Origin of the sequence: Vibrio sp. TRT 29B02 (genome assembly GCF_050113655.1) — a bacterium.
In the GTDB taxonomy this organism is placed as follows: Bacteria; Pseudomonadota; Gammaproteobacteria; order Enterobacterales; family Vibrionaceae; genus Vibrio.
Window position 1 is genome coordinate 61199 of record NZ_JBNJOJ010000006.1, and the last position, 24234, is coordinate 85432.

Below are 24234 nucleotides of genomic sequence, written 5' to 3' on the forward strand. Positions count from 1 at the left end.
GCCCCCTAAATACCGTTACGCTTATTGGCTACTTGGCAATTTTTGCAACCGAGTTACGACGTACTAACGTTGGTGTAAACATGATGGCTTCGTTGTTAGTTGCTTCTTGTTTGGCGAGATTCAATGCTAGTCGCGCAGCGCGCTCTGCCATCATAGCGATAGGGTAACGAATCGTCGTCAATCGAGGGCTGATGTAACGAGCAATCAGACCGTCATCGAATCCCATCATAGAGATTTGATCTGGCACTTTGATGCCATTTTCATCGAGTACAGACAGTGCTCCCGCAGCCATGTAATCGTTATAGGCGACCACACCAGTGATATCGAGTGATTTGGTGAGTAAGGTGGTCATAGCAACTTCACCTCCATCGTTGTTTGGCTCACCACGTTCGATATAGCTGCTAGGCAGTTCAATATTGTTGTCTTTTAGCGCCGCGAGATACCCTGCAACTCGTTGCGAAGAGTCTTCTATTTCGTGAGCTGACGCTACACAAGCAATTTTAGTGTGTCCATGACGGATCAGGTATTCAGTCGCTAGATAAGCCCCTTTGAAGTTATCGAGTGCGATGCAGCGTTCCGCAATTTCTTCAATAAATCGGTTTATGAGCACCAGACCTTTGACTTCTTTCGCGTAGCCGATGAGCTCTTGATCAGATAAGCCTTTTGAGTGGATGACCAGAGCCTCACAGCGATTGTTGATAAGCAGTTCAATCGCTTTGCGTTCTTCTTCAGCATCATGGTAACCATTTCCGATCAGTATATGTTTACCATGCTCGTGAGCGACATTGTCCACTGCTTTGACGAGGGCTCCGAAAAAGGGATCGGACACATCACCAACCAATACGCCAACGGTATTGCTGCTCTGGCTAACAAGCGCTTTGGCGGCGGCATTGGGTCGGTAGCCTAGTTTTGCCATCGCTTTTGAGACCGATTCTATCGATGCTTTGCTCGCTTTAGGAGACTTATTGATCACTCTGGATACTGTAGCAATCGATACGCCAGCTTCCTTGGCGACATCTTTTATGGTTGCCATATTTGACCTCGAAAAATACGAATGGAGTTATTTAACCTTGTTGATGTAAATAAGGCAAATACTGTTATGAATACATTTTTAAATTGAGATCTTTACCACTTGCAATATAAGTGATTGCTGATAGTGTAAACGTTGTCTTTTAGTAAAATTTTACTGGTATCTTAACATGGAAAAAGTCGCTTATTCAGATTTCGCTAAATTGGAAATTCGTACAGGAAAAATCATCGAGGTTGTCCGCCATGAGAACGCGGATAAGCTATACATTGTGCAAATTGATGTTGGTGATAAAACACTACAAACTGTGACCAGCCTTGTGCCTTATTACACAGAACAACAGCTGATGGGGAAAGAGGTGGTTGTGCTGTGCAATCTGGAAAAAGCCAAGATGCGCGGTGAAACATCAGAGTGCATGCTGCTGTGTGCAGAAACAGATGATGAATCGGAAAGTGTACTGCTGACTCCTGAGCGTTCGATGCCAGCTGGTATTCGTATTGTCTAAAGGTAGACACCAAGCTCGAAGGCTTGGTGCTCCATTTAACTTATCTCTTTTTGGCTGAGGGTTTTCAGGCTCTTACTTCAGCCACCAGAGCATCAATTTGCTTGTGGTGCTCTGGTTTTACTCCTGCTAGGTTGCCATATTTTGGTTCATGGCGATCATTTTCGAGCGGAAAATGCCAGCCTATCGTTTGCTCAATAAACTGTTTGGCAAACTGTTCCGATATTTCTAGACACCCAACGAGAACAGTATCCACATAAGTTTGCATTATTGGACTGAGTGTACAAGGTGGCTCAGGATTGTCTTTGATGTAAACCCAAACTTGATCGTTGTCGCTAAGTGGCAACTGTGACTCAACTTGATTCACTTGGACTTGAACGCGATGGTAGCCTCGTTCACGAATATCGAATTCTTTAAGACCGCATTGACTTACTTCGAGTAAAACACCATTAACGTACCCGTGTCCTTTATCGACCACCAAGGGTGAGAGCGTATAACTCTCATCCACTTTGCCCCAATAGCGTTTAAACCCCTCTACGGTTGCGGTGGTTGCCGCCGAAGTTTGCCCTGTTAATTGGCGTGATGCGGAATTCATCAGACTGCCATAACCGAAGATATAGTTTGCCACTGTTGTCACCTCATCTTGGATGTGAAATAGGAGTATTCGTTAAACTAACCAGTTTCACTGAGAATTGAAAGTCGTTCATATCGTATCTATCGTGTCTTTTTGACATTTTTAAATTGGGTTAATTTGACTTCTTTTTTGGCTTGTTAATATCACTAAGCCTTTGAGATAAAGGAGTTACAAGGGTTGGAACATTTCTTGCGATAGCCTAGGAAGATTTCAGTTTTTTATAACTTTTAGGAGTCACTTAGTGCTCAATATTACTGATAAAAAAGTAGAAGAAGCGATCCCAGCCGTTTTACGTTTAGGTTTTAGACCTTTCTTCCTATTAGGATCCATCTACGCGGTTATTGCTATTGGCTTATGGGTTTGGATGTTCCAAAGCGGACAACCCGCGATGCTTCAAGTGCCTGCATTATGGTGGCACGTCCATGAGATGTTGTTTGGTTTTGCCATGGCGATTGTGGCTGGATTTGTCTTAACCGCGGTTCAGAACTGGACGGGAATTAATGGTACAAAGCATCACCGTTTAGCTGCGATAGTGGCACTGTGGCTGTTGCCGCGATTGTTGCTATGGACTCCAACGCCGCTTTGGCTGGTTTCTAGCCTTGAAGCCTTGTTTTTAGCTTTTGTCGCCTACGAAGTCGGCAGCCGAGTTGTCAAAGCGAAAGGTTGGCGTAATCTGTTTTTTATTCCGTTATTTTTGTTGGCTATCGTGGCTAATTTTGCCAGTTATGCGGCGGTAAAAGGTATGCCGCCATTTCCCGCTTCAGCGGTTTGGCAGGCGATGCTTTGGTGGTTTACTTTGCTGCTCTCTGTTATGGGCAGCCGTGTTATCCCATTTTTTACCGCTCGTCGTTTTAACTTTGAAAAACCTCAGCCAATAGTCTGGTTGGACTGGTTAGCAAACCTACCTCTGGTCGGCTTATTTATACTAAGCTTTTTCCCGATGACCTTTGCTCAACTTGGTCAACCATTGATGTTGTTAGCCGGTGTGGCGCATCTGATCCGAATCATACGCTGGAAACCGTGGCTTACTTTGAGCGAACCTTTGGTTTGGTCACTGCATGCTACTTACCTGTGCATCCCAGTGAGCTTGCTATTACGTGGTTTGCTGGATAATCCATTTGCCAGCCACAACATGTTGCATTTATTTGCGATTGGGGCCATTGGCGGTGTGATTTTGGCGATGATCGCTCGCGTGACAATGGGGCATACTGGTCGTGCGATTTACCAAGGTCCAAATATGAACCTAGCTTTCGGTGCTTTGGTATTGGCTGCAATTGTACGTGGGATAGGGGGGGCGTTCTTCCCTCAGTATCTGATTTCTGCGCTAAACATCAGTGCAGCGTTGTGGATATTCGCTTTTGTCATGTATGTCGGTCTGTTTGGAAAAATGCTAGTCACCCCAAGGGTCGATGGTCATCCTGGTTGATTGCCAGTTTCGATTAGAGCTAAAAAGGCTTGGTGTCGTAACCAAGCCTTTTAATGATAAATTGCCTTACTTAGGTGGTTAGCCAGCTTCAGACAGGCTGATCACCTGCTGAGGTTGTTTCCCTGAAATGTACTTGGTGACAGCTTCAATCTCGTCCTGATTGAGGTAGAGACCAAGTTTGGTTCGACGCCACAGCAGATCATCGGCTGTGAGAGCCATTTCATGTTCAATTAGATAATCAATCTCTTGCTGATAAACGCCTTGCGCAGAGTCAGAGAATGGGACACCCATACCTTCAATACTTGTTACCCCTTGAAGTAGCTTCCACGTATAAGTACCAAACTGAGTGACATAGCGCAGTAGCAACGCTTGTGATAGCCAAGGGTACTGAGCATGGATCGTTGCAGCCAGTTGTTCCCTGGTGCAACTAAAGTTACCACCTGGCAGGGCGTGGTTGGCTGTCCATGGTGTCCCCATATTAGGTAAATATGGGGCGAGCTTTGCCAATGCCGCTTCACCAAGTTTACGGTATGTGGTTAATTTTCCGCCAAAAATTGATAGCAGAGGAGCTTGATCGTACTCAGATTCAAGTTCCAGAGTGTAGTCTCGTGTGATGGCTTGTGGAGAGTCAGATTCATCATCACAAAGAGGTCGCACGCCACTATAACTCCAGATGACATCCTCACGTGAAAGTTGCTGGACAAAGTGCTGATTGACGATATCGATCAGATAATCCACCTCTTGATCTGAGATCGCCACTTCTCTTGGATCTCCTTTATATTCAACATCGGTCGTACCTATTATCGAAAACTGATCCAAATAAGGGATCATAAACACGATTCGATGATCTTTGTTTTGCAGGATATATGCTTGTGGCTCATCGTGAATGCGAGGAATCACAATATGAGATCCTTTGATTAGACGTATATTACGTGGTGAAAGGTTTTCTAACCCTTGATCAAAGAACTGCTTGACCCAAGGCCCTGCGGCGTTCACTAGCGCTTTCGATTTACGCTCAAAGGTTTCTCCTGTCATGACATCGCGAATGGTCACGCGCCAGATATCGCCTTCGCGTATTGCGCCTTCTACATGGCAGTAGTTACGAATTTCAGCATTATTTTCTTTTGCAGCCAACACGTTTAGCAATACTAATCGCGCATCATCTACCCAACAATCAGAGTACTCGAAGCCTTTTTTCATTTCCGGTTTGAGCAAGCCAGATTGAGCCAAGTCGATGCTTTCACTTGCCGGCAGCGTCGTTCTTTTGCCTAGGTTGTCGTAGAGGAATAAACCGCAGCGAATCATCCATGCTGGACGTAAGAAAGGGCGGTGTGGGAGTCGAAAGCGCATTGGTTGCGCGATATGTGGCGCTTTTTTCAGCAGCACCTCACGTTCAGCGAGCGCTTCCGAAACTAAGCGAAACTCATAGTGTTCGAGATAGCGCAACCCACCGTGAATGAGTTTTGAGCTGGCAGATGAGGTTGCAGAGGCGAAGTCTTGGGCTTCATATAAACCGACAGATAAGCCTCGGCCAGCAGCATCAGCAGCGATGCCTGCACCATTAATGCCACCACCAACTATGATTATGTCTAACGTTTTGTCTGATTGTGCAGCATTAGCTGAAATACTCATGAATTTAACCTTTTGTTGAGCGAACGAGCATTTTTGACCATAAAAGAATCCTAACGCAGCTTTCGTTTTAGATCATTATTTATTTTCGTTTGCGCTCGTTTGTGTGATTTATGCACAAAAAAACCTTTATTAGGGAATAAAGGTTTCTTGAAGGTTAAATTTGATTGAAATTACTGTGACTATTTACTGTCGTTAATTACTTCAAGTGGAATTGAGTGTTCTTTGAGGATAGACAGTATTTCTTTTGGCGGTTGTTTGTCAGTAAACAGCATATGGAGTTGAGAGATATTGCCCAGCTTGACCATCGCATTACGGCCAAATTTAGAGTGATCAACAGCAAGAAAAACACTCCGGCTATTCTCGATAATGGCTTGCTTTACACGAACCTCATGGTAGTCGAAGTCAAGCAGTGAACCGTCATAGTCGATACCGCTAATCCCCAAGATGCCGAAATCAAGTCGGAACTGTTTCACGAAATCAAGAGTGGCTTCACCGACGATACCGCCATCACGGTTGCGTACTTCTCCACCAGCAAGGATGACTTTAAACTCTGGGTTTTGCAGCAAGATGGTTGCGACATTAATATTGTTAGTAACCACACGTAGTTGCTTGTGATTTTTGTTTAGTGCTCGTGCAATGGCCTCTGGAGTGGTACCAATATCAATAAACAAGGTCGCCCCATCGGGAATGTGTTTAACCACTTCTTCTGCAATAACATCCTTCTCGTTGAAATTCATGCTCTTGCGCGCGGTGTACGAGGTGTTTTCTGAACTCAGTGGAATGGTTGCACCACCATGGTAACGGCGAATTTTATTGTCATCGGCAAGTTCGTTGAGATCGCGTCTGATGGTCTGTGGACTGACATTAAATTTCTCTACCAGCTCATCGGTGCTGACATAGCCTTGCTTTTGAACCAACGCAATTATTTGCTGATGTCTTGGAATTTGTTTCACGGGCAGCTCCCTGTGCATTGAGCCAATATGCTCATTACACTGATTTTCGAAAATAATAACTCGCGTTATTGTGCTCGAATTAGCGCATTGTGAGAAGAGAACGATGTAAGGAATAGGGGATATAACGCAAAAAGAGCGCCATAATCGGCGCTCTTGAATAGGAGTTTGTGACTTTAATCTTCCTCGTTATGCATTTCTGCCCAAACCTGCGCACACTTAACGGCGCGCTTCCATCCCTTGTAGCGGCGATTACGTTTTTCTTCATCATGATGAGGTAGGAAGGTGCGATCGAGCTCGGCTTTGTCTTTCAGCTCATCAATACTATTCCAGTACCCAACGGCAAGACCTGCTAGGTAGGCTGCACCTAAGGCGGTAACTTCCGTGACTTTAGGGCGGTGAACTTCTGTATCTAGAACATCAGATTGGAACTGCATTAAGAAATTGTTTGCCACCGCTCCACCGTCGACTCTTAAGCTAGCCAAGTTAATGTTGGAGTCCGCTTGCATTGCATCCAAAACGTCGCGAGTTTGGTAGGCAATACCTTCAAGCGTGGCTCGGATAATGTGGTTTGAGCTGACGCCACGCGTCAGACCGACAATGGTCCCACGCGCCCAAGCATCCCAATAAGGAGCACCAAGGCCAGTAAAGGCAGGTACAACGTAAACACCGTTGGAAGAGTCAACTTTGGTCGCAAAGTACTCTGAGTCTTTGGCATCTGCGAGTAGCTTCATCTCATCGCGTAGCCATTGAATTGAAGCGCCTCCCATAAATACCGCGCCTTCTAGTGCATAGGCAGGCTCGCCATTTGGACCACAGGCTAGCGTGGTCAAAAGACCGTGAGTTGATGTTACTTTCTCTTGGCCGGTGTTCATAAGTAAGAAGCAACCTGTGCCATAGGTGTTTTTCGCTTGTCCAGCCTCAACACACATTTGACCGTAAAGCGCAGCTTGTTGGTCTCCGGCAATACCTGCGATAGGAATACGAGTACCGCCTTTACCACCGATGTTGGTCTGACCGTAAACTTCCGAAGAACGCTTCACTTCAGGCATCATTGAGGCTGGGATTCCTAGTTCGTCGAGCAGTTTTTGATCCCAGCTTAAATTATTGATATTGAAGAGCATGGTGCGAGAAGCATTGGTATAGTCTGTGACGTGTACTCGGCCTTGGGTCATTTTCCATACCAGCCAAGTATCGACAGTACCAAACAACAATTTGCCTGCTTCTGCGTCTTCACGTGCGCCTTCGACATTATCCAGAATCCACTTAATCTTAGTGCCGGAAAAGTATGGGTCGAGTACTAATCCGGTGTTTTCGCGGACATACTCTTCTAGGCCACGTGCTTTGAGCTCTTCACAAATTTCTGCAGTGCGACGACATTGCCACACAATGGCGTTGTAGACAGGTTTGCCAGTTTCTTTGTTCCATACAATGGTGGTTTCACGTTGGTTGGTGATACCAATGGCCGCAAGCTGGTCGCTACTGATTCCTGACTTGGCGAGAGTTTCGATGAGAGTTGAACTTTGTGTCGCCCAAATTTCAAGAGGATCGTGCTCGACCCACCCAGACTGAGGGTAAATTTGGGTGAACTCACGTTGAGAGATGCTAACAATATTGGCATCGTGGTCCAGTATCACCGCGCGAGAGCTTGTTGTGCCTTGGTCTAGGGCAACAATGTACTTTTGCTCAGTCATGGTAAGAATCCTTTTGTCTTATTATTACTATTTTAGCTAATCTTGGCTTGCTTATCGTTTGAGCGAGTTCGATGTGTGGCAGCAGCAGATTGGTGTATTCCCTATTTACGCAGAGTAATTTTGCATAAATAGGCGAATTCGAAAATAAACGAGCACTAAAAATGAGTGTTTGAGCATAAAAATGTCAATGAAATGTTATCTGAAACAGCGAGTCGGTGTGAAGTATCTCGCTGCGAAACGGAAAAAACTGTTCGTTCGAAAGCCGATTATGGATTGTTAAGACTCGCCCAGTAACACTCGATATTTGTACTCAAGCTCTTCCAGCGCAAGCTCCATATCAGGCACCTCTTTGCTTAAGTGACTGATTAGAGTCATGAAGTAACAATCTAGGATAACTGGCATTTTATTGATCACTGAAGCGGGAAGGATGGTGGTCTCGAACAGAGACAGATTGAAAGATTGGTAGTAACCCATGTCCCAGATTACTTCTTTAAGTAATGCTCGGCTGAGATTGATATTCGCAAAGTAATAGCCGTAGTAAGTTCGCGCAAACTGCATACCTAGCTCAAGAGCATCCTGAGAAGGTGAGCTTAATGTTTGTTGTGAAAGCTCTGCGAGTTGGCTCAACATTCCTTCACGCAGAATAGCGAGTTTGGTGTCAAAGTGACTAAATACTGTGCCGTCAGCCACCCCTGCATGCCGAGCTATCTGACGAGTGGATGTTTCTTGATAACCTTGCTTTTCAAATAGTTGCCATGCTGCGGTGAGAATCTTTTGTCTTGTTTGCTCTCGTTTACTCATCATTATCTCAGCTTTAAACCTTACCTGTGAATCATACGCTTTGGCAGATAATTTGACAAACTGAGCATGCTCATTTATAAAATTGAGCGTGCTCATTTATTTTTGTGAATGTTAAGGTCTGCTATGGAAAGTATAATTCGAACTCCCATCATTCAGTTATGTCGTTGGCTGGTATTTATCCCCGGGCTTTTTTGTTTCTCTTACTTGTTACGGCCGTTGCTTATGATGATCTTGATTCCCGGCGCATTGGCCTTTTTAGCCGTTATTGGCGGTAAAGAAGTACGAAGTGCACTAAAACAGATGATCAAGGAGCTGATATGAGTAAGGTGGTTTGTGGAGGAGTGCCTGCCCATAGCCAACTCAGTGGTCGCCTAAGCAAAAGAAGCTTTAGCGACAGCCTGAGCTTTTCACTTGACGATCCGAATCTGAGCCCAGCGCAAGTGTATGTGAATATATTTGGTCAGTTACCAGCTGCTGTTACCGCTATGATGGCGTTAAGAAACCGGCTTGTACGGCCGTTAGGCTTTGCCGTTTCGTCTGAGCCAGAGGTGCTGAGCGTAGAACTGTTGGAGCAAGGGACATCGGACGGACTTCATCAGGTCGAGTGGCTATCAGATGAGGAAATAATCTGCACTACGCAGGACAGGCACATGCAGGTGAGCTTGTCGGTACTCAAAAGCGGGGAAGGCCAGTTTACCTTATCGACTTTGGTCAATCCCCACACCTGGATAGGCTACGGTTATCTACTGGTGATTGTTCCTTTTCACAAAGTGATTGCATTAGCGAGCGTCCGCAGCGCGATAAAACGAGCAGAAAGGTCATCAGGTGAAAACAAAAAAGCCGAGCATTGAAACTCGGCTTTATCAACTCGCCTTGGCTTAGTTGTTGCTGTGTAGCTCTGAGTTCAGCTCTACCGCAGACTTGTTTGCAAGACATTCGATTTGGCCTGTCACTGAGTTGCGACGGAACAGTAGATCAGATACACCAGCTAGATCGCGAGCTTTCACTACTTCAACTTCTTGGCCAGATGAATCTAACATGCGTACTTTAGAACCTGCCGTCACATATAGACCAGATTCAACAGTACAACGATCGCCTAGAGGGAAACCAAGACCCGCATTCGCACCTAGTAGTGAGTTTTCACCAATTGATACCACTACTGTACCGCCGCCTGATAGTGTACCCATGATAGAAGCGCCACCACCGATGTCAGAGCCATTGCCGACAACAACACCCGCAGAGATACGACCTTCAACCATGCTCACGCCTGTAGTACCAGCGTTGAAGTTGATGAAACCTTCGTGCATAACTGTGGTGCCTTCACCCACATGAGCACCAAGGCGCACGCGAGATGTATCAGCAATACGAATACCAGCTGGAACAACGTAATCGACCATTTTTGGAAATTTGTCGACACAGTCAACAGACAGTGAGCGGCCAGCAAGACGCGCTTCAATTTGACGGTCAGCCAGCTCAGGCAAGTCGATTGGACCTTCGTTAGTCCATGCAATGTTATGCAGCAGACCGAAGATACCATCTAGGACAGTACCGTGTGGTTGAACTAGGCGGTTAGAGATAAGTTGCAGTTTAAGGAAACCTTCAGCAACGGACTCAGGTTTCTCATCTGTTGCTAGAACCACAACAACCAGAGGTTGAGAAGACTCTGCCGCTTTTGCAGCGAAAGAAGCATTCGCTGTATCCCCGTTTGCTTCAAAGGCACTAACTAACTCAGCACTTTGAGCTGCAGAGATTTCGATAGCTTGGTTACCTTGCTCATAACCTGCAACTTTAGCAACGGCTTCAACCAGTGCATCTGATGGGTTTAGAACTGGGTTTGGAAAAAATGCTTCAATGATTTTTCCATCGCGGTTTTTAGTTGCTGTACCAAAGGCTAGAGAAAAGTAAGCCATTTTAAATCTCCATGTTTATATTCATCCAGAAAGAGCAATGATGCTCAGTCTCAAATTAAGTTAAATTCATCATAAAGAGAGCTATGCAGACTTTAAAGGGCTGAATCCGAGAAAGTCTGTAAGACGATATTTTTTGTCTCTTTAGCGATATATTGTCTTTTTATCAATATTTCGACGTTGGTAGTGAAATAAAAAAGCCCGAAGCAGTGCTTCGGGCTTTGATTAAGACTTTACTTAGAACTGATTGGCGTTGCGCTTATGCGCTATGTGCTTTTATATACTTACCAACCATATACCCGTTGAGCTTGGGTATAGTAAGCAATTACTTGCTTAGGTCGTCTGCGTGCTCAGATAGGAACGCTGCAACACCCTTAGGAGATGCGTCCATACCTGCTTTACCTTCTTCCCACTGTGCAGGACATACTTCACCGTGTTTTTGGTGGAAGTTTAGTGCGTCAACCATGCGTAGCATTTCATCGATGTTACGGCCTAGAGGTAGGTCGTTAACAACTTGGTGACGTACAAGACCGTCTTCGTCGATTAGGAAAGAACCACGGAACGCAACACCTGCTTCTGGGTGCTCAACGTCGTAAGCTTTACAGATTTCGTGCTTAACGTCAGCAATTAGAGGGTATTTTACTTGACCGATACCGCCGTTTTCGATCGCAGTGTTACGCCATGCGTTGTGAGAGAATTGAGAATCGATAGAAACACCGATAACTTCAACGCCTTTAGCTTTGAAATCTTCAAAACGGTTGTCAAAAGCGATTAGCTCTGATGGGCAAACGAAAGTGAAATCTAGTGGGTAGAAGAAAACAACTGCTTTCTTACCTTTGGTGAACTCTGCAAAGTTGAAGTTATCAACGATTTCACCGTTACCTAGAACAGCTGCAGCAGTAAAATCTGGGGCTTGACGACCTACTAGTACCATTTTTTTGCTCCTAAAATATTTGGTTAGTTCCAATGCAAAACGTCTGTTCCGCTTTGGTCCGTGTTTGTACGGGACAAACTATAGTACACATTGTAGTATGTAAAAAAGCGAATTAAATAGATTAAGTTAATCGAAAAAAGCGATAAGTTTGATTTTATTAACTTGGTCAATATCCAGTCGGAAGTTATAGATAAATCTATGAATAAGTGGCCCAGCCTCAAACAGTTACACTATCTAATTACCTTGCACGAAACACGTCATTTTAGCGATGCCGCTGAAAAGTGCTTTGTCAGTCAATCTACCTTAAGTAAAGGTATCCAGAATCTCGAAGAGCTGATTGGGTGCCCTTTATACGAAAAGAAAGACAAGAAAAGCCCTTTGGTTTTTACCTTGGCTGGCGAGCAAGTGGTGCAGCAGGGGCGAGAGTTATTGGCAAAAGGACAAGATCTCGTTGAACTTGGGCGTTTGTGCCAAGGTGGAGAAATGGAAGGGCAACTGCGCCTTGGTTGCATCCCTACTATCGCTCCCTTCTTATTGTGTGATTTGGTTCAGGAGGTGAATCGCCGCTTTCCTCAACTGAATCTGTTATTAAGAGAAGATACGACGACCAATTTGCTCGATGCGTTGCGCCATGGAGAATTGGATGTGCTGATTTTAGCTTTGCCAGTCGACATATTAGGTATGGAAAGCCGCATTGTGGGGAGTGATCCATTCCGTATGATCATTAGTCGCAATCAAGCTGATGCGATTCAAACGCCAATTAAGTATGCGGACTTACCCAATGAGTTTGTCTTTCTTTTAGAGAAAGAGCATTGTTTAACCGAGCACGCGGTTTCTGCCTGTCAGTTAACAGACAAAGAGAAGATTAACCCTTTCTCCGCCACAAGTTTGCATACCTTGGTACAGATGGTTGCCAATGGGATGGGAACGACCTTTATACCTCAAATGGCGATTGATCATGGTTTGATAGATAACCAGAACTTAGTTGTGATTGATGCCCCCGGGCAGCAAGCTCATCGTGATATAGGTCTGGTTTGGCGACCAAGTTCATCCCGGGTAAATACTTTTAAACAATTAGCGGATGTAGTGTCAGAGCTACTTTAGCGATAAGTATTAGTTGAAGAAATCGATTTCCTATCAAAAAGCACACTGGTTTTGGTGTGCTTTTTAGCATTTTATCCTGCCGGTAAACTTTATCTTGTAAAATTTTACAAGTAAATTTTGATGAAGCTTTCATTAAATTGTGAAATTTCACAGTGTGAATTTTACAACCCTACGATTTTCCATTGTTTGATAATCCGATTGCATATTCCCTTCACCTCTAGTGATAAAAAGGATTTATCCCCACTGCATAGAATTAAACGCGCGTTTGAAACGATTTTACATCGTTAATTTCACTGTAATTAAATTACGTAACTGGTTACGTTTTTGTGAGTGCGAACACCACTTTTGTGCGTGCGGAATAAAACTTCGAATTTAACGTTTTGTTTACTTTAGTACTTTTACTCTAGTCATGTTTGGTATAGGTTAAATAAAGGCTCAGTAAGACTTATGTCTAGATTGAAATGAATGTTTTACTGATTCAATCTAACAGCCAACAGAACAAGAAACCTCTTCAGAGAATGATCAGTTAGGAAGTTTGATTGTTGTTTGATAGTTACAAATGTAATTGGGGCGTTCGTGAATCGAAATGACCCGATACAGAGGTGGGCTGGCAATGACAGTGACGAGCTCGGCAGAAGTGTTCGCAGTGTCAGATAAGTGCTGCTAACCAGTGACGGTTTCATATACAGCAGGATATTAAGGAAGAAATTATGCTTGCCAACACACCAGAAAGAGATAAAACAACAGTAGAAGCCCAAGAAACCCTACTAAAAGAAGGCATGCTTGATGTCGCTGGTACCCTTTCACCAGAGCATCAGGCGATTTTCCCTGTTGAAGCCCAAACCTTCTTATCTCTACTGTGTGAAAAGTTCGCTGGTCGAGTTGATGAACTGCTCGCTGCTCGTGAGGAGAAGCAGGCACGCATTGACGCTGGTGAACTGCCGGACTTCCTAACAGATACGCAAGATATCAGAGAAGGAAGCTGGAAAATCCAAGGGATCCCTAAAGATCTTCAAGACCGCCGCGTTGAAATCACAGGTCCTACAGACCGAAAAATGGTGATAAACGCTCTAAACGCTAACGTAAAAGTGTTTATGGCTGACTTTGAAGACTCATTAGCTCCAGCGTGGGACAAAGTGCTTGATGGCCAAGTCAACTTACGTGATGCGGTAAATGGTGATATTAGCTACACCAATCCAGTTAATGGCAAGCTCTACCAGTTGGAAGACGATCCTGCGGTTCTTATCTGCCGTGTACGTGGACTACATCTCAAAGAAAAGCACGTTACTTTCAACGGTCAGATTATCCCTGGGGCCCTGTTTGACTTTGCGCTTTACTTTTACAACAACTATACCAGTCTGTTGAGAAAAGGCAGCGGCCCTTATTTTTACATTCCAAAGCTTCAGTCTCACACGGAAGCAAAATGGTGGAGTGAAGTGTTCCACTTTACGGAAGAATACTTCGGTCTCGACACTGGAACTATCAAGGCAACCGTACTTATCGAGACGTTACCCGCTGTGTTCGAGATGGATGAAATTCTATTTTCACTAAAAGAACATATCGTTGGTCTTAACTGCGGTCGCTGGGACTACATCTTCAGCTACATCAAAACACTGAAAAAACACCCTGACCGCGTTCTTCCTGACCGTCAGGTAGTGACAATGGACAAGCCGTTCCTAAACGCTTACTCCCGTTTACTTGTCCGTACTTGTCATAAACGTGGTGCTTTCGCTATGGGAGGTATGGCCGCCTTTATCCCAGCGAAAGACCCACAAACTAATCAGCAAGTGCTGGATAAGGTCTATAACGACAAATCACTAGAAGCCAACAATGGTCATGACGGTACTTGGGTTGCACACCCTGGATTAGCTGACACGGCATTGGCTGTATTTGACCAAGCATTGGGACCAAGAACAAATCAGCTCAATGTATCTCGTGAACAAGATGCACCAGTGACAGCGGCAGACCTTCTTGCACCGTGTGAAGGTGACATCACAGAACAAGGTATGCGCCATAACATTCGTGTTGCTTTGCAGTACATCGAAGCGTGGATCTCAGGTAACGGTTGTGTGCCTATCTACGGATTGATGGAAGATGCCGCGACCGCAGAAATCTCGCGTGCTTCGATTTGGCAATGGATTCAACATGGTAAATCGCTGGACAACGGGCAAACCGTCACCAACGAGCTGTTCAAACAGTATCTGAGTGAAGAGATTGACGTTGTTAAACAAGAAGTGGGTGAGGAGCGTTACCAAGCGGGTCGCTTCGAAGAAGCTGCGGACTTGATGACTGAGCTCACAACCAGTGACCAACTAACCAATTTCTTAACCATTCCAGGTTACGACTACCTGGATTAGAAACAAACTCCACAACAATAACGTGAATGTTCTAAGGCAGAGATGGATGTACTGCCAAAGAAAAAGGAAAACACAGCGCCCGTTAACTCAACATAAGAAGCGCTCATCAATAGAGGGATAGACCGATGACTAACTTAACTCGCCGCCAACAAATTGAAGCTCTAGAAAAAGATTGGGCAACCAATCCACGCTGGAAAAACGTAAAACGTCCTTACACTGCTGAAGAGGTTGTTGAACTACGTGGCTCAATGGTACCTGCAAATACCATCGCCCAGCGTGGTGCTGACAAACTATGGTCACTGGTGAACGGTGATGCTAAGAAGGGTTACGTAAACTGTCTGGGCGCACTGACTGGCGGTCAAGCCGTTCAGCAAGCGAAAGCAGGTATTGAAGCGATTTACCTTTCAGGCTGGCAGGTTGCTGCAGACAACAACACTGCATCAACAATGTACCCAGACCAATCGCTATACCCAGTAGACTCTGTACCATCAGTCGTTAAGCGTATTAACAACTCATTCCGTCGTGCGGACCAAATCCAATGGTCTAACGGTAAATCACCAGCCGATGAAGGTGCTGTTGATTACTTCCTACCAATCGTTGCTGACGCAGAAGCGGGCTTTGGTGGCGTATTAAACGCATACGAACTGATGAAGTCGATGATCGAAGCGGGCGCTGCGGGTGTTCACTTTGAAGACCAACTTGCTTCTGTTAAGAAATGTGGTCACATGGGCGGTAAAGTTCTTGTTCCTACTCAAGAAGCGGTTCAAAAACTGGTTGCGGCTCGTCTAGCGGCAGACGTTGCTGGTACAACAACACTCGTTATCGCTCGTACAGATGCGAACGCTGCTGACCTACTAACGTCTGACTGTGATTCATACGACAAAGACTTTATCGTTGGTGAGCGTACTCAGGAAGGTTTCTACCGTGTACGTGCAGGGATTGACCAAGCGATTTCTCGTGGTCTAGCTTACGCGCCATACGCAGACTTAATTTGGTGTGAAACAGCAACGCCATGTCTAGAAGAAGCGCGTAAGTTCGCAGAAGCGATTCATGCTGAGTACCCAGAGCAGCTACTTGCGTACAACTGTTCTCCATCGTTCAACTGGGAGAAGAACCTAGATGCAGAAACCATTGCGAAATTCCAGCAAGAGCTTTCTGACATGGGCTACAAGTACCAGTTCATTACGCTGGCAGGTATTCACAACATGTGGTTCAACATGTTCGAACTTGCTCACGACTACGCGAAAGGCGAAGGCATGCGTCACTACGTTGAGAAAGTACAGCGTCCAGAGTTCCAAGCTGCTGAGAAAGGCTACACATTCGTGGCTCACCAACAAGAAGTGGGTACAGGCTACTTCGATAAGATGACCAACACAATTCAAGGTGGTAATTCTTCTGTAACAGCATTGACAGGTTCAACAGAAGAAGACCAATTTTAATCCCTTAGCCATTAATACCCAGCCTAGTGAGTCAGAAATGCAGGCTTTGACTCACTAGCCTTTGGGTATAGATATTCTGTTTAGGCATAAACTTTGACATGCTTTTGAGCGGTGCAGACCGCTCTTTTTTTTGCCTGTAATTTCTACATTCCTCGTTTCAAGTACCCTTTTTCGAACCCTGTATAGCGGTGCTGCACAAGTCAGTTTCAGTTTGTGAATGTGGTGTTTTTCAATGGCAGATAGATGTAGCCTGCTCTGAATTAGCGGTAAGCCAAAGAGGATGTAGCATCAGGTGCCTACTCTCAGAGAGTAAGCACCGGAAAGTGTTGAGCATAAAGGGCGATTATTCCATCTCTTCAGGTTCAACTTCTTCTTGTAATTCAAGTAAGTTAATTGCGATAGCGACAAAGTCACTGTCGGTGATAATTCCGACTAGTTGACCTTTTTCTACCACGGGTAAACAGCCCACTTTGTGTTTTTGCATGTAGATAGCGCTCTCTTTTAATCCCGCTTGTGGCGCAACGGTCATCACACCGGTTTTCATGACTTCGTAAAGTGGTGTGTTAAGAGTGAATGACTGATTTTCTGGAATCTGTTGCAAGCTGGATTCTTGAGCGGCGAGCACGTCACGTTGAGAGATGACTCCGAGTAGTTTTCTGTCTGCGTCTATGATGGGGATATGACGAATATCAAGTGCTTCCATCATGCTTTTAGCATCAGCAAGATTATGTGAGCGAAGAAGCGTATGGGGACTACGCGTCATCATGTCTTCTACTTTAATCATGGCTGCCTCCTGAAGTTGTTCTTTACCTTATAAATATAGTAATTTTCTCGCTGTGAGTATGAGAGCTAATCGCGCTTTATTGTCATAACCTTGCTTTTTTTGTGGTAAATCAATTATTGAATAACTCAGCACGAAAATAACACTCTCAGAAGCTGTAATTACGTAAATGATTACAATAATTCACATCTCTTTTCTTGATATTGCTCTGATGCGGAATATACTATTCGGCTGCGAAAAACTCGTCGTCTGTTTGTGACAGAATCAGTTCGACTCACATAAAGAACCCACGACAAAAGATTAGTAACATGCAAGTATCAGATTTCCATTTTGACTTACCGGATGAGCTTATTGCTCGTTATCCTCAGCCAGAACGCACTGCGAGCCGTTTACTACAAATGGATGGTAATACGGGTGAGCTTGTTGATGGCACATTTACCGATGTACTGGAGCAAGTACTACCTGGTGATTTAGTGGTTTTCAACAACACTCGAGTGATTCCTGCGCGCATGTTTGGCCGCAAAGAATCAGGTGGCAAGCTTGAGGTGTTGGTTGAACGGGTTATCGATGAGAAAAGCATTCTGGCTCATGTGCGTTGTTCAAAGTCACCGAAGCCGGGAAGTACTATTTTTGTTGGTGAGAATGATGAGTTTTCAGCGCAGATGGTCGCGCGTCATGATGCGTTGTTTGAGTTGAAGTTCAATTCAGAGCAAAATGTTCTAGCGGTATTGGAAGAGATTGGTCATATGCCTCTTCCTCCTTATATCGATCGCCCAGATGAAGACTCTGACAAAGAGCGTTACCAGACGGTTTATAACCAAAAGCCGGGGGCTGTAGCCGCGCCAACGGCGGGTCTGCATTTCGATCAACCATTGCTGGATAGAATCAAAGCGAAAGGTGCGGAGTTTGCTTACGTGACTCTCCATGTGGGCGCAGGTACATTCCAGCCAGTGAAAGTTGATGATATTCATGATCACCACATGCATGCGGAGTACGTTGAAGTACCGCAAGAAGTGGTTGATGCGATCAATGCAGCTAAAGCTCGTGGTGGTCGAATTATTGCGGTAGGTACGACATCGGTTCGTTCACTAGAAAGCGCGGCGCAAGATGCACTTAAGAATGGTACTGAACTGGTTCCTTTCTTCGGTGATACTGAGATTTTTATTTATCCAGGTTACCAATATCAGTTAGTTGATTGTTTAATTACTAACTTCCACCTGCCAGAGTCGACACTGATTATGTTGGTCAGTGCGTTCGCAGGTTACGAGAATACAATGAACGCTTATAAGCACGCGGTGGAGAACAAGTATCGCTTCTTCTCTTACGGTGATTCGATGTTTATAAAAAAGAAACTAGCTACGAGTTCCTAGTCGCTAGAAACTGAAATCTAGAGACTTAAACAATTTACGAGTGCTAGCAGTAAGCTAGGAAGCAAAGCAGAAGGATGCTTTGTCTCTCGCATGGAAGGCGACCGCTCCTCATAGAGCTTAATGCTCTGAACTTAATGTCAGACTGTTTCTCTGACAACCGGAGGCTTCGTGAAGTTAAAATTCGATCTTAAAAAGAAAGACGGTGTTGCGCGTCGTGGTCAACTGACCTTTGAACGTGGCACAGTTCAAACACCTGCATTTATGCCAGTAGGTACTTACGGTACTGTTAAAGGTATGACGCCGGAAGAAGTAAAAGGCACTGGTGCTGAAATCCTGCTAGGTAACACTTTCCACCTATGGCTACGTCCTGGTCAGGAAGTGATGAAAATGCACGGCGATCTGCACGATTTTATGAACTGGCAAGGTCCTATTCTTACTGATTCAGGCGGTTTCCAAGTATTCAGCTTAGGTAAGATGCGTACCATCACTGAGCAAGGTGTTCACTTCCGTAACCCAGTAAACGGTGACAAGATTTTCATGGACGCTGAAAAGTCGATGGAAATCCAAAAAGACCTAGGTTCAGACATTGTTATGATCTTCGACGAGTGTACGCCATACCCAGCGACACATGACGAAGCGAAAAAGTCGATGGAAATGTCGCTACGCTGGGCACAACGTTCACGTGATCACTTCGATAAACTAGAGAACCCGAACAACCTGTTTGGTATCGTTCAGGGCGGTGTTTACGAAGACCTACGTGATGTGTCGGTTAAAGGCCTGACTGAAATCGGTTTTGATGGTTATGCAGTAGGCGGTTTGGCAGTAGGTGAACCTAAAGAAGACATGCACCGTATTCTTGAGCACACATGTCCTCAACTACCAGAAGACAAGCCTCGTTACCTGATGGGTGTAGGTAAACCGGAAGACTTAGTTGAAGGTGTGCGCCGTGGTATCGATATGTTTGACTGTGTAATGCCAACGCGTAACGCACGTAATGGTCACCTATTTGTGACTGGCGGTGTGATCAAGATCCGTAATGCGAAACACAAAACAGATACAACTGCGTTAGATCCGCACTGTGACTGTTACACTTGTCAGAATTACTCTAAGTCGTACCTTCACCACCTAGAGCGTTGTAACGAAATTCTGGGTGCGCGTCTAAACACGATCCACAACCTTCGTTACTACCAGCGTCTGATGGAAAGCATCCGTAACGCGATTGATGAAGATCGTTTTGATGAGTTCGTGAAAGAGTTCTATGAGCGTCGTGGCCGTGAAGTTCCGCCACTAGCAAAAGAGCAGTAATCGACAGATTTAATGAATTAAAGCCTTTGGCATTACGCCAGAGGCTTTTGCTAATAAAGTAGGCAAACGCAAGCTATTTTTGAGAGAGTGATCGCTATTGGTTACTCTCAGACTTGAAACTAAATCGCGAATGCCCAACTTGGATATTAATAAATAATAATAGAGGATATTTTAATGTTTATTTCTCAAGCTCACGCAGCAGCTGAAGGTGCACCAGCAGGTGGCGGTTTTGAAATGCTAATCATGCTAGGTATGTTTGCGGTGATCTTCTACTTCATGATCTACCGTCCACAAGCTAAGCGTGTAAAAGAGCATAAAAGCCTAATGGCGTCGATGGGTAAAGGTGATGAAGTTCTAACCAGCGGTGGTCTAGTCGGTAAAATTACTAAGATCGCTGAAGACAACGACTACATCTCGATCGAGCTAAACACCAATAACGAAGTTGTTATCAAAAAAGACTTCGTTACAGCAGTGCTACCAAAAGGTACGCTGAAATCTCTATAAAACAGCTTAAGGATCCTCGCTGTGCTTAACCGCTATCCGTTGTGGAAGTACCTGATGGTGGTGTTTACCATCGCTATCGCAGCATTGTATGCACTTCCGAATATCTACGGTGAAGATCCGGCAATTCAAGTTACAGGGGCGCGTGGCGCCTCTGTAGATATGTCGACGCTGGATTCTGTCACTCAAGCTCTTGATAAACAGGGCTTATCTCATAAATCCATTGCTCTAGAAAATGGATCCATCCTTGTTCGCTTCAATAACACTGACACACAAATTAGTGCTCGTGATGTTATCAGCGAAGCGATGGGCAACGATATAATTGTTGCTCTTAACCTCGCTCCTGCAACGCCAGACTGGCTTGAATCCATTGGCGCTGCGCCGATGAAGCTAGGCCTTGACCTACGTGGTGGTGTTCACTTCTTGATGGAAGTGGATATGGACGCTGCGATGGAAAAGCTGATTGGTCAGCAGGAAGAAGCCTTCCGCAGTGAACTTCGCGAAGAAAAAGTACGCTATCGTTCGATTCGCCCTTCAGGCAAGAACGCGGTTGAAGTACTACTGCGCAATGAAGAACAACTAGCCGAAGCTCAGCGCATTCTTGAGCAAAACCACCCAGACATGCTCTTTACTGATTCCGTGTCTGAGGGTCGTTTTGCTCTCATTGCTACTTTTACTGAGCAACGCCTAACTGAAATTCGCAACTACGCTGTCGAGCAGAACATCACGATTCTGCGTAACCGTGTTAACGAACTTGGTGTTGCAGAGCCATTGGTTCAACGTCAAGGTGCAAGCCGCATCGTTGTTGAGCTTCCAGGTGTTCAAGATACAGCTCGAGCGAAAGAGATTCTTGGTGCGACGGCAACGTTAGAGTTCCGTGAAGTTGATGCTAAAGCTGATTTGGCTGCGGCGGCTAGTGGTCGCGCGCCAGCAGGCAGTGAAATCAAACAAGATCGTGACGGCCGTCCTGTGGTGCTGAAGAAACGCGTCATCTTAGGCGGTTCGAGCATCACGGATGCAAGCTCAAGTGTTGATGAGTACGGTCGCCCTCAGGTTAACATCTCGCTAGATAGCGAAGGTGGTAACAAGATGTCGGCTTTCTCTCGTCAGAACATTGGTAAGCTAATGGCGACCGTGTTTGCTGAGTACAAAGACAGTGGTCGTCGTACTCCTGAAGGCAAAGTGATTCTGACTAAGTATGAAGAAGTGATTAACCAAGCGACGATTCAATCTGCGCTAGGCCGTAACTTCCGTATTACTGGTATTGATTCTGCGGCTGAAGCACATAACCTAGCACTATTACTACGTGCGGGTGCCCTAATCGCGCCTATTTCTATTGTCGAAGAGCGTACTATTGGTCCTTCAATGGGTCAGCAGAACATCGACATGGGTATCCAAGCAATGATTTGGGGTATGGTGGCAGTTATGCTCTTTACTCTGATGTACTACCGTAAGTTTGGTCTGATTGCTAACGTCGCTTTAATGGCAAACCTTGTGTTGATTATCGGCGTTATGTCGATGATCCCAGGTGCAACCATGACCTTACCAGGTATTGCCGGTATCGTTCTGACTGTCGGTATGGCCGTCGATGCGAACGTACTGATCTTTGAGCGTATTCGCGAAGAGTTACGTGATGGTCGCAGCCCGCAGCAAGCGATTCACCAAGGTTACGCTAACGCATTCAGTACGATTGCCGATGCGAACATCACGACCTTGATTACTGCGATTATTCTGTTTGCTGTCGGTACCGGCGCAATCAAAGGTTTCGCTGTGACTCTGTCTATCGGTATCTTAACTTCTATGTTTACAGCCATTGTTGGAACACGTTGTATCGTGAATCTGGCTTACGGTGGTAAACGTATCAACAAACTGTCGATCTAAGGCTGGGAATTAGTATGTTTCAGATTCTAAAAGCAGAGAAAACGATCGACTTTATGCGTTGGTCAAAATTCGCATTCTTGTTCTCTATTTTGATGATTGGTGCTTCAATCTTCACTCTATCAACCAAATGGTTGAACTGGGGTCTAGATTTTACGGGCGGTACTCTAATCGAAGTAGGTTTTGAACAGCCTGCGAACCTTGAAGATATCCGCAGTGCGCTGGAAGCAAAAGGCTTTGGCGATGCAACGGTTCAGAACTTTGGTAGTGCACGTGACGTTATGGTTCGTTTACGTCCTCGTGATGATATGGCAGGTGAGACTCTGGGCAACCAGATTATCTCTGCGATCAAGCAGGGCACTGGCGAAGACGTTGAGATGCGTCGTATCGAATTCGTTGGTCCAAACGTGGGTGATGAACTCACGGAAGCTGGTGGTCTGGCGATTTTAGTTTCGCTTATCTGTATCCTGATTTACGTTTCAGTGCGTTTTGAATGGCGTCTCGCTGCTGGTGCGGTAATGGCACTGGCTCATGACGTTATCATTACCCTTGGCGTATTCTCGATGATGCAGATCGAGGTTGACCTGACTATCGTTGCAGCCTTGCTGACGGTTGTCGGTTACTCGCTCAACGATACTATCGTTGTATTCGACCGTATCCGTGAAAACTTCCGCAAGATACGTAAGGGTGAACCATCAGAGATCATGAACAGCTCAATTACACAAACATTGAGCCGTACCTTGATTACCTCTGGTACTACACTCTTTGTAGTTATCGCTCTGTTTGTACAGGGTGGGGCTATGATCCACGGTTTCGCAACCGCTCTTCTACTAGGTATTACGGTTGGTACTTACTCTTCAATCTACGTTGCTTCGGCGCTGGCATTGAAACTGGGTATTACCAAAGAACACTTAATGCCACCTCAAGTAGAAAAAGAGGGTGCAGAGTTTGATGAGATGCCATAAGGTATTGAGTCAAAGATCTTAATCAAAGCCGCTGTTATTCAGCGGCTTTGTTGTTTTAACGGAGTTATGAATGCGATGGTTTACGGCTTTTATTGCCTTGGTTGTCCTTAATGTATCAGCAAATACTTTAACGCTATCCAGTCATCCCAATACCCTTGCACAAAACATTCGCGACTCATGGCAAGAGTGTGATGAGCAAACGTGGTGTGAGGATAAGCTCGCTTATTATCGAGGAAGTTACTTTGCCGAGGCGGTAGTGTCGCAGTCTGAGCTTGAGATTGAGCTATTTAGTGAATTCTCTACTCACCAGTTATCTCAGCTGCAACTCAACCTGCGTAGTGATGGCTTTTCTTTACTGAGCGTAGACATCATGGGCGAACGCTTTGATATCTCGCAACAGAGCTCTCAACCTTCAGTTAGCGAGGTCAACGCAGCGTTAGTACAATTTATCAATCGTTACCCTCAAAACGCACCGAGGAAACTGGTATGGCAATCTTCGCTGTGGAGTGCTGAGTTAATCAGTGATGGTGAGATCATTTCATTGCGTTTTATGTCTCGTGATTGAGCAGAGTAAAGGTATTAGGTGAATATTGTGCGATCTTGTCGCACACTTAAAATAGAGGCTACAGACTTAGAGTAATAACTTGCTATGATGAGTGAAAATAATCAATAGGAAGCAAATTATGCCACACTTACGTTTTCGAGCAGTAGAGCCGCAGACAGTACAAACGCTATCTAAGCCGCTAATTGATGAGCTTCAGCCTTTGATGGACTGCCCTCGTGAAGATTTTACCTTTGAATATATCTATTCAACATTCTTCCACGAAGGGGAGGTGAGCAGTGCTTATCCGTTTGTTGAGGTGTTGTGGTTTGATCGTGGCCAAGAAGTTCAGGATGCCGTCGCTAAAGCGGTGACGTCGCAGATTCGTGGTGTGATTGGTGAAGATGTCGATGTCGCGGTGATTTTTACAGCGCTTGACGCCAAAGGCTATTACGACAATGGCGAGCATTACTAATTCGCTCAATT

General features: G+C 45.2%; 22 protein-coding genes. 13 read left to right on the forward strand and 9 right to left on the reverse strand.

Annotated features, from left to right (window positions below; all coding sequences use genetic code 11):
- Positions 1 to 28: 28 nt before the first annotated feature.
- Positions 29 to 1033, reverse strand: coding sequence for a substrate-binding domain-containing protein (locus ACQEXT_RS05515; protein ID WP_138970440.1), 1005 nt, complete (start codon positions 1031 to 1033; stop codon positions 29 to 31).
- Positions 1034 to 1199: 166 nt separating this feature from the next.
- Between ACQEXT_RS05515 and ACQEXT_RS05520 the strand changes: the two genes are divergently transcribed.
- Positions 1200 to 1532, forward strand: a complete 333-nt coding sequence (locus ACQEXT_RS05520) for a tRNA-binding protein (protein ID WP_138970441.1) — start codon at positions 1200 to 1202, stop codon at positions 1530 to 1532.
- A gap of 64 nt (positions 1533 to 1596) precedes the next feature.
- Here ACQEXT_RS05520 and ACQEXT_RS05525 read toward each other — a convergent pair whose 3' ends face one another.
- The gene (locus ACQEXT_RS05525) at positions 1597 to 2157 is read right to left on the reverse strand and encodes a gamma-glutamylcyclotransferase family protein (RefSeq protein WP_426950984.1); all 561 of its coding nucleotides are present in this window, start codon (positions 2155 to 2157) and stop codon (positions 1597 to 1599) included.
- Positions 2158 to 2404: 247 nt separating this feature from the next.
- Between ACQEXT_RS05525 and ACQEXT_RS05530 the strand changes: the two genes are divergently transcribed.
- On the forward strand, positions 2405 to 3589 hold the full coding sequence (locus ACQEXT_RS05530; RefSeq protein ID WP_426950986.1) for an NnrS family protein: 1185 nt from the start codon (positions 2405 to 2407) through the stop codon (positions 3587 to 3589).
- Between the two features lie 78 nt (positions 3590 to 3667).
- On the opposite strand, the gene glpD is transcribed toward ACQEXT_RS05530, so the two are convergent.
- The 4 genes from glpD to ACQEXT_RS05550 form a co-directional block, all read right to left on the reverse strand.
- Positions 3668 to 5221, reverse strand: coding sequence for a glycerol-3-phosphate dehydrogenase (gene glpD / locus ACQEXT_RS05535; RefSeq protein WP_331416501.1), 1554 nt, complete (start codon positions 5219 to 5221; stop codon positions 3668 to 3670).
- A 179-nt stretch (positions 5222 to 5400) separates the two neighbouring features.
- A complete protein-coding gene (locus tag ACQEXT_RS05540) occupies positions 5401 to 6174 on the reverse strand; it encodes a DeoR/GlpR family transcriptional regulator (RefSeq protein WP_426950987.1) in 774 nt (257 codons plus the stop codon).
- A 173-nt stretch (positions 6175 to 6347) separates the two neighbouring features.
- The gene (gene glpK, locus ACQEXT_RS05545) at positions 6348 to 7865 is read right to left on the reverse strand and encodes a glycerol kinase GlpK (protein ID WP_138970446.1); all 1518 of its coding nucleotides are present in this window, start codon (positions 7863 to 7865) and stop codon (positions 6348 to 6350) included.
- 276 nt (positions 7866 to 8141) lie between these two features.
- The gene (locus tag ACQEXT_RS05550; protein ID WP_426951065.1) at positions 8142 to 8666 is read right to left on the reverse strand and encodes a TetR/AcrR family transcriptional regulator; all 525 of its coding nucleotides are present in this window, start codon (positions 8664 to 8666) and stop codon (positions 8142 to 8144) included.
- 317 nt (positions 8667 to 8983) lie between these two features.
- On the opposite strand from ACQEXT_RS05550, the gene ACQEXT_RS05555 reads away from it, so the two are divergent.
- On the forward strand, positions 8984 to 9517 hold the full coding sequence (locus ACQEXT_RS05555; RefSeq protein WP_426950988.1) for a DUF2867 domain-containing protein: 534 nt from the start codon (positions 8984 to 8986) through the stop codon (positions 9515 to 9517).
- A gap of 27 nt (positions 9518 to 9544) precedes the next feature.
- Here the strand turns inward: ACQEXT_RS05555 and dapD are convergent, their stop codons facing one another.
- Both dapD and ACQEXT_RS05565 read right to left on the reverse strand, forming a co-directional pair.
- Complete coding sequence (gene dapD, locus ACQEXT_RS05560; RefSeq protein WP_138970447.1) at positions 9545 to 10576, reverse strand: 2,3,4,5-tetrahydropyridine-2,6-dicarboxylate N-succinyltransferase; 1032 nt, start codon at positions 10574 to 10576, stop codon at positions 9545 to 9547.
- A 322-nt stretch (positions 10577 to 10898) separates the two neighbouring features.
- Positions 10899 to 11507, reverse strand: coding sequence for a peroxiredoxin C (locus ACQEXT_RS05565; RefSeq protein ID WP_269377677.1), 609 nt, complete (start codon positions 11505 to 11507; stop codon positions 10899 to 10901).
- 198 nt (positions 11508 to 11705) lie between these two features.
- Between ACQEXT_RS05565 and ACQEXT_RS05570 the strand changes: the two genes are divergently transcribed.
- The 3 genes from ACQEXT_RS05570 to aceA all read left to right on the forward strand — a co-directional run bounded on the left by ACQEXT_RS05570 (position 11706) and on the right by aceA (position 16407).
- Positions 11706 to 12611, forward strand: coding sequence for a hydrogen peroxide-inducible genes activator (locus tag ACQEXT_RS05570; RefSeq protein WP_269377676.1), 906 nt, complete (start codon positions 11706 to 11708; stop codon positions 12609 to 12611).
- Between the two features lie 710 nt (positions 12612 to 13321).
- Positions 13322 to 14968, forward strand: coding sequence for a malate synthase A (gene aceB / locus ACQEXT_RS05575; protein ID WP_331426681.1), 1647 nt, complete (start codon positions 13322 to 13324; stop codon positions 14966 to 14968).
- 125 nt (positions 14969 to 15093) lie between these two features.
- Positions 15094 to 16407 (forward strand): isocitrate lyase, encoded by a 1314-nt coding sequence (gene aceA / locus ACQEXT_RS05580; RefSeq protein ID WP_138970451.1) that lies wholly within the window; start codon positions 15094 to 15096, stop codon positions 16405 to 16407.
- 343 nt (positions 16408 to 16750) lie between these two features.
- On the opposite strand, the gene ACQEXT_RS05585 is transcribed toward aceA, so the two are convergent.
- Entirely contained in the window at positions 16751 to 17191 is a 441-nt protein-coding gene (locus tag ACQEXT_RS05585; protein WP_331426679.1) for a CBS domain-containing protein, read from the reverse strand.
- 305 nt (positions 17192 to 17496) lie between these two features.
- Between ACQEXT_RS05585 and queA the strand changes: the two genes are divergently transcribed.
- The 7 genes from queA (at position 17497) to ACQEXT_RS05620 (ending at position 24223) form a co-directional block, all read left to right on the forward strand.
- A complete protein-coding gene (gene queA, locus ACQEXT_RS05590; RefSeq protein WP_331416506.1) occupies positions 17497 to 18558 on the forward strand; it encodes a tRNA preQ1(34) S-adenosylmethionine ribosyltransferase-isomerase QueA in 1062 nt (353 codons plus the stop codon).
- A 168-nt stretch (positions 18559 to 18726) separates the two neighbouring features.
- Positions 18727 to 19863, forward strand: coding sequence for a tRNA guanosine(34) transglycosylase Tgt (tgt, locus tag ACQEXT_RS05595; RefSeq protein ID WP_006877883.1), 1137 nt, complete (start codon positions 18727 to 18729; stop codon positions 19861 to 19863).
- A 174-nt stretch (positions 19864 to 20037) separates the two neighbouring features.
- Positions 20038 to 20367, forward strand: coding sequence for a preprotein translocase subunit YajC (yajC, locus tag ACQEXT_RS05600; RefSeq protein ID WP_138970454.1), 330 nt, complete (start codon positions 20038 to 20040; stop codon positions 20365 to 20367).
- A 21-nt stretch (positions 20368 to 20388) separates the two neighbouring features.
- Positions 20389 to 22245: a protein translocase subunit SecD gene (gene secD, locus ACQEXT_RS05605; RefSeq protein ID WP_426950989.1), complete on the forward strand. Its 1857-nt coding sequence runs from the start codon at positions 20389 to 20391 to the stop codon at positions 22243 to 22245.
- A 14-nt stretch (positions 22246 to 22259) separates the two neighbouring features.
- Entirely contained in the window at positions 22260 to 23207 is a 948-nt protein-coding gene (secF, locus tag ACQEXT_RS05610; protein WP_426950990.1) for a protein translocase subunit SecF, read from the forward strand.
- Between the two features lie 70 nt (positions 23208 to 23277).
- A complete protein-coding gene (locus ACQEXT_RS05615; protein ID WP_426950991.1) occupies positions 23278 to 23772 on the forward strand; it encodes a hypothetical protein in 495 nt (164 codons plus the stop codon).
- 118 nt (positions 23773 to 23890) lie between these two features.
- Positions 23891 to 24223 carry a DUF1904 domain-containing protein gene (locus ACQEXT_RS05620; protein WP_426950992.1) on the forward strand — a complete coding sequence of 111 codons (333 nt, stop codon included), beginning with the start codon at positions 23891 to 23893 and terminating at the stop codon, positions 24221 to 24223.
- Positions 24224 to 24234: the final 11 nt, after the last annotated feature.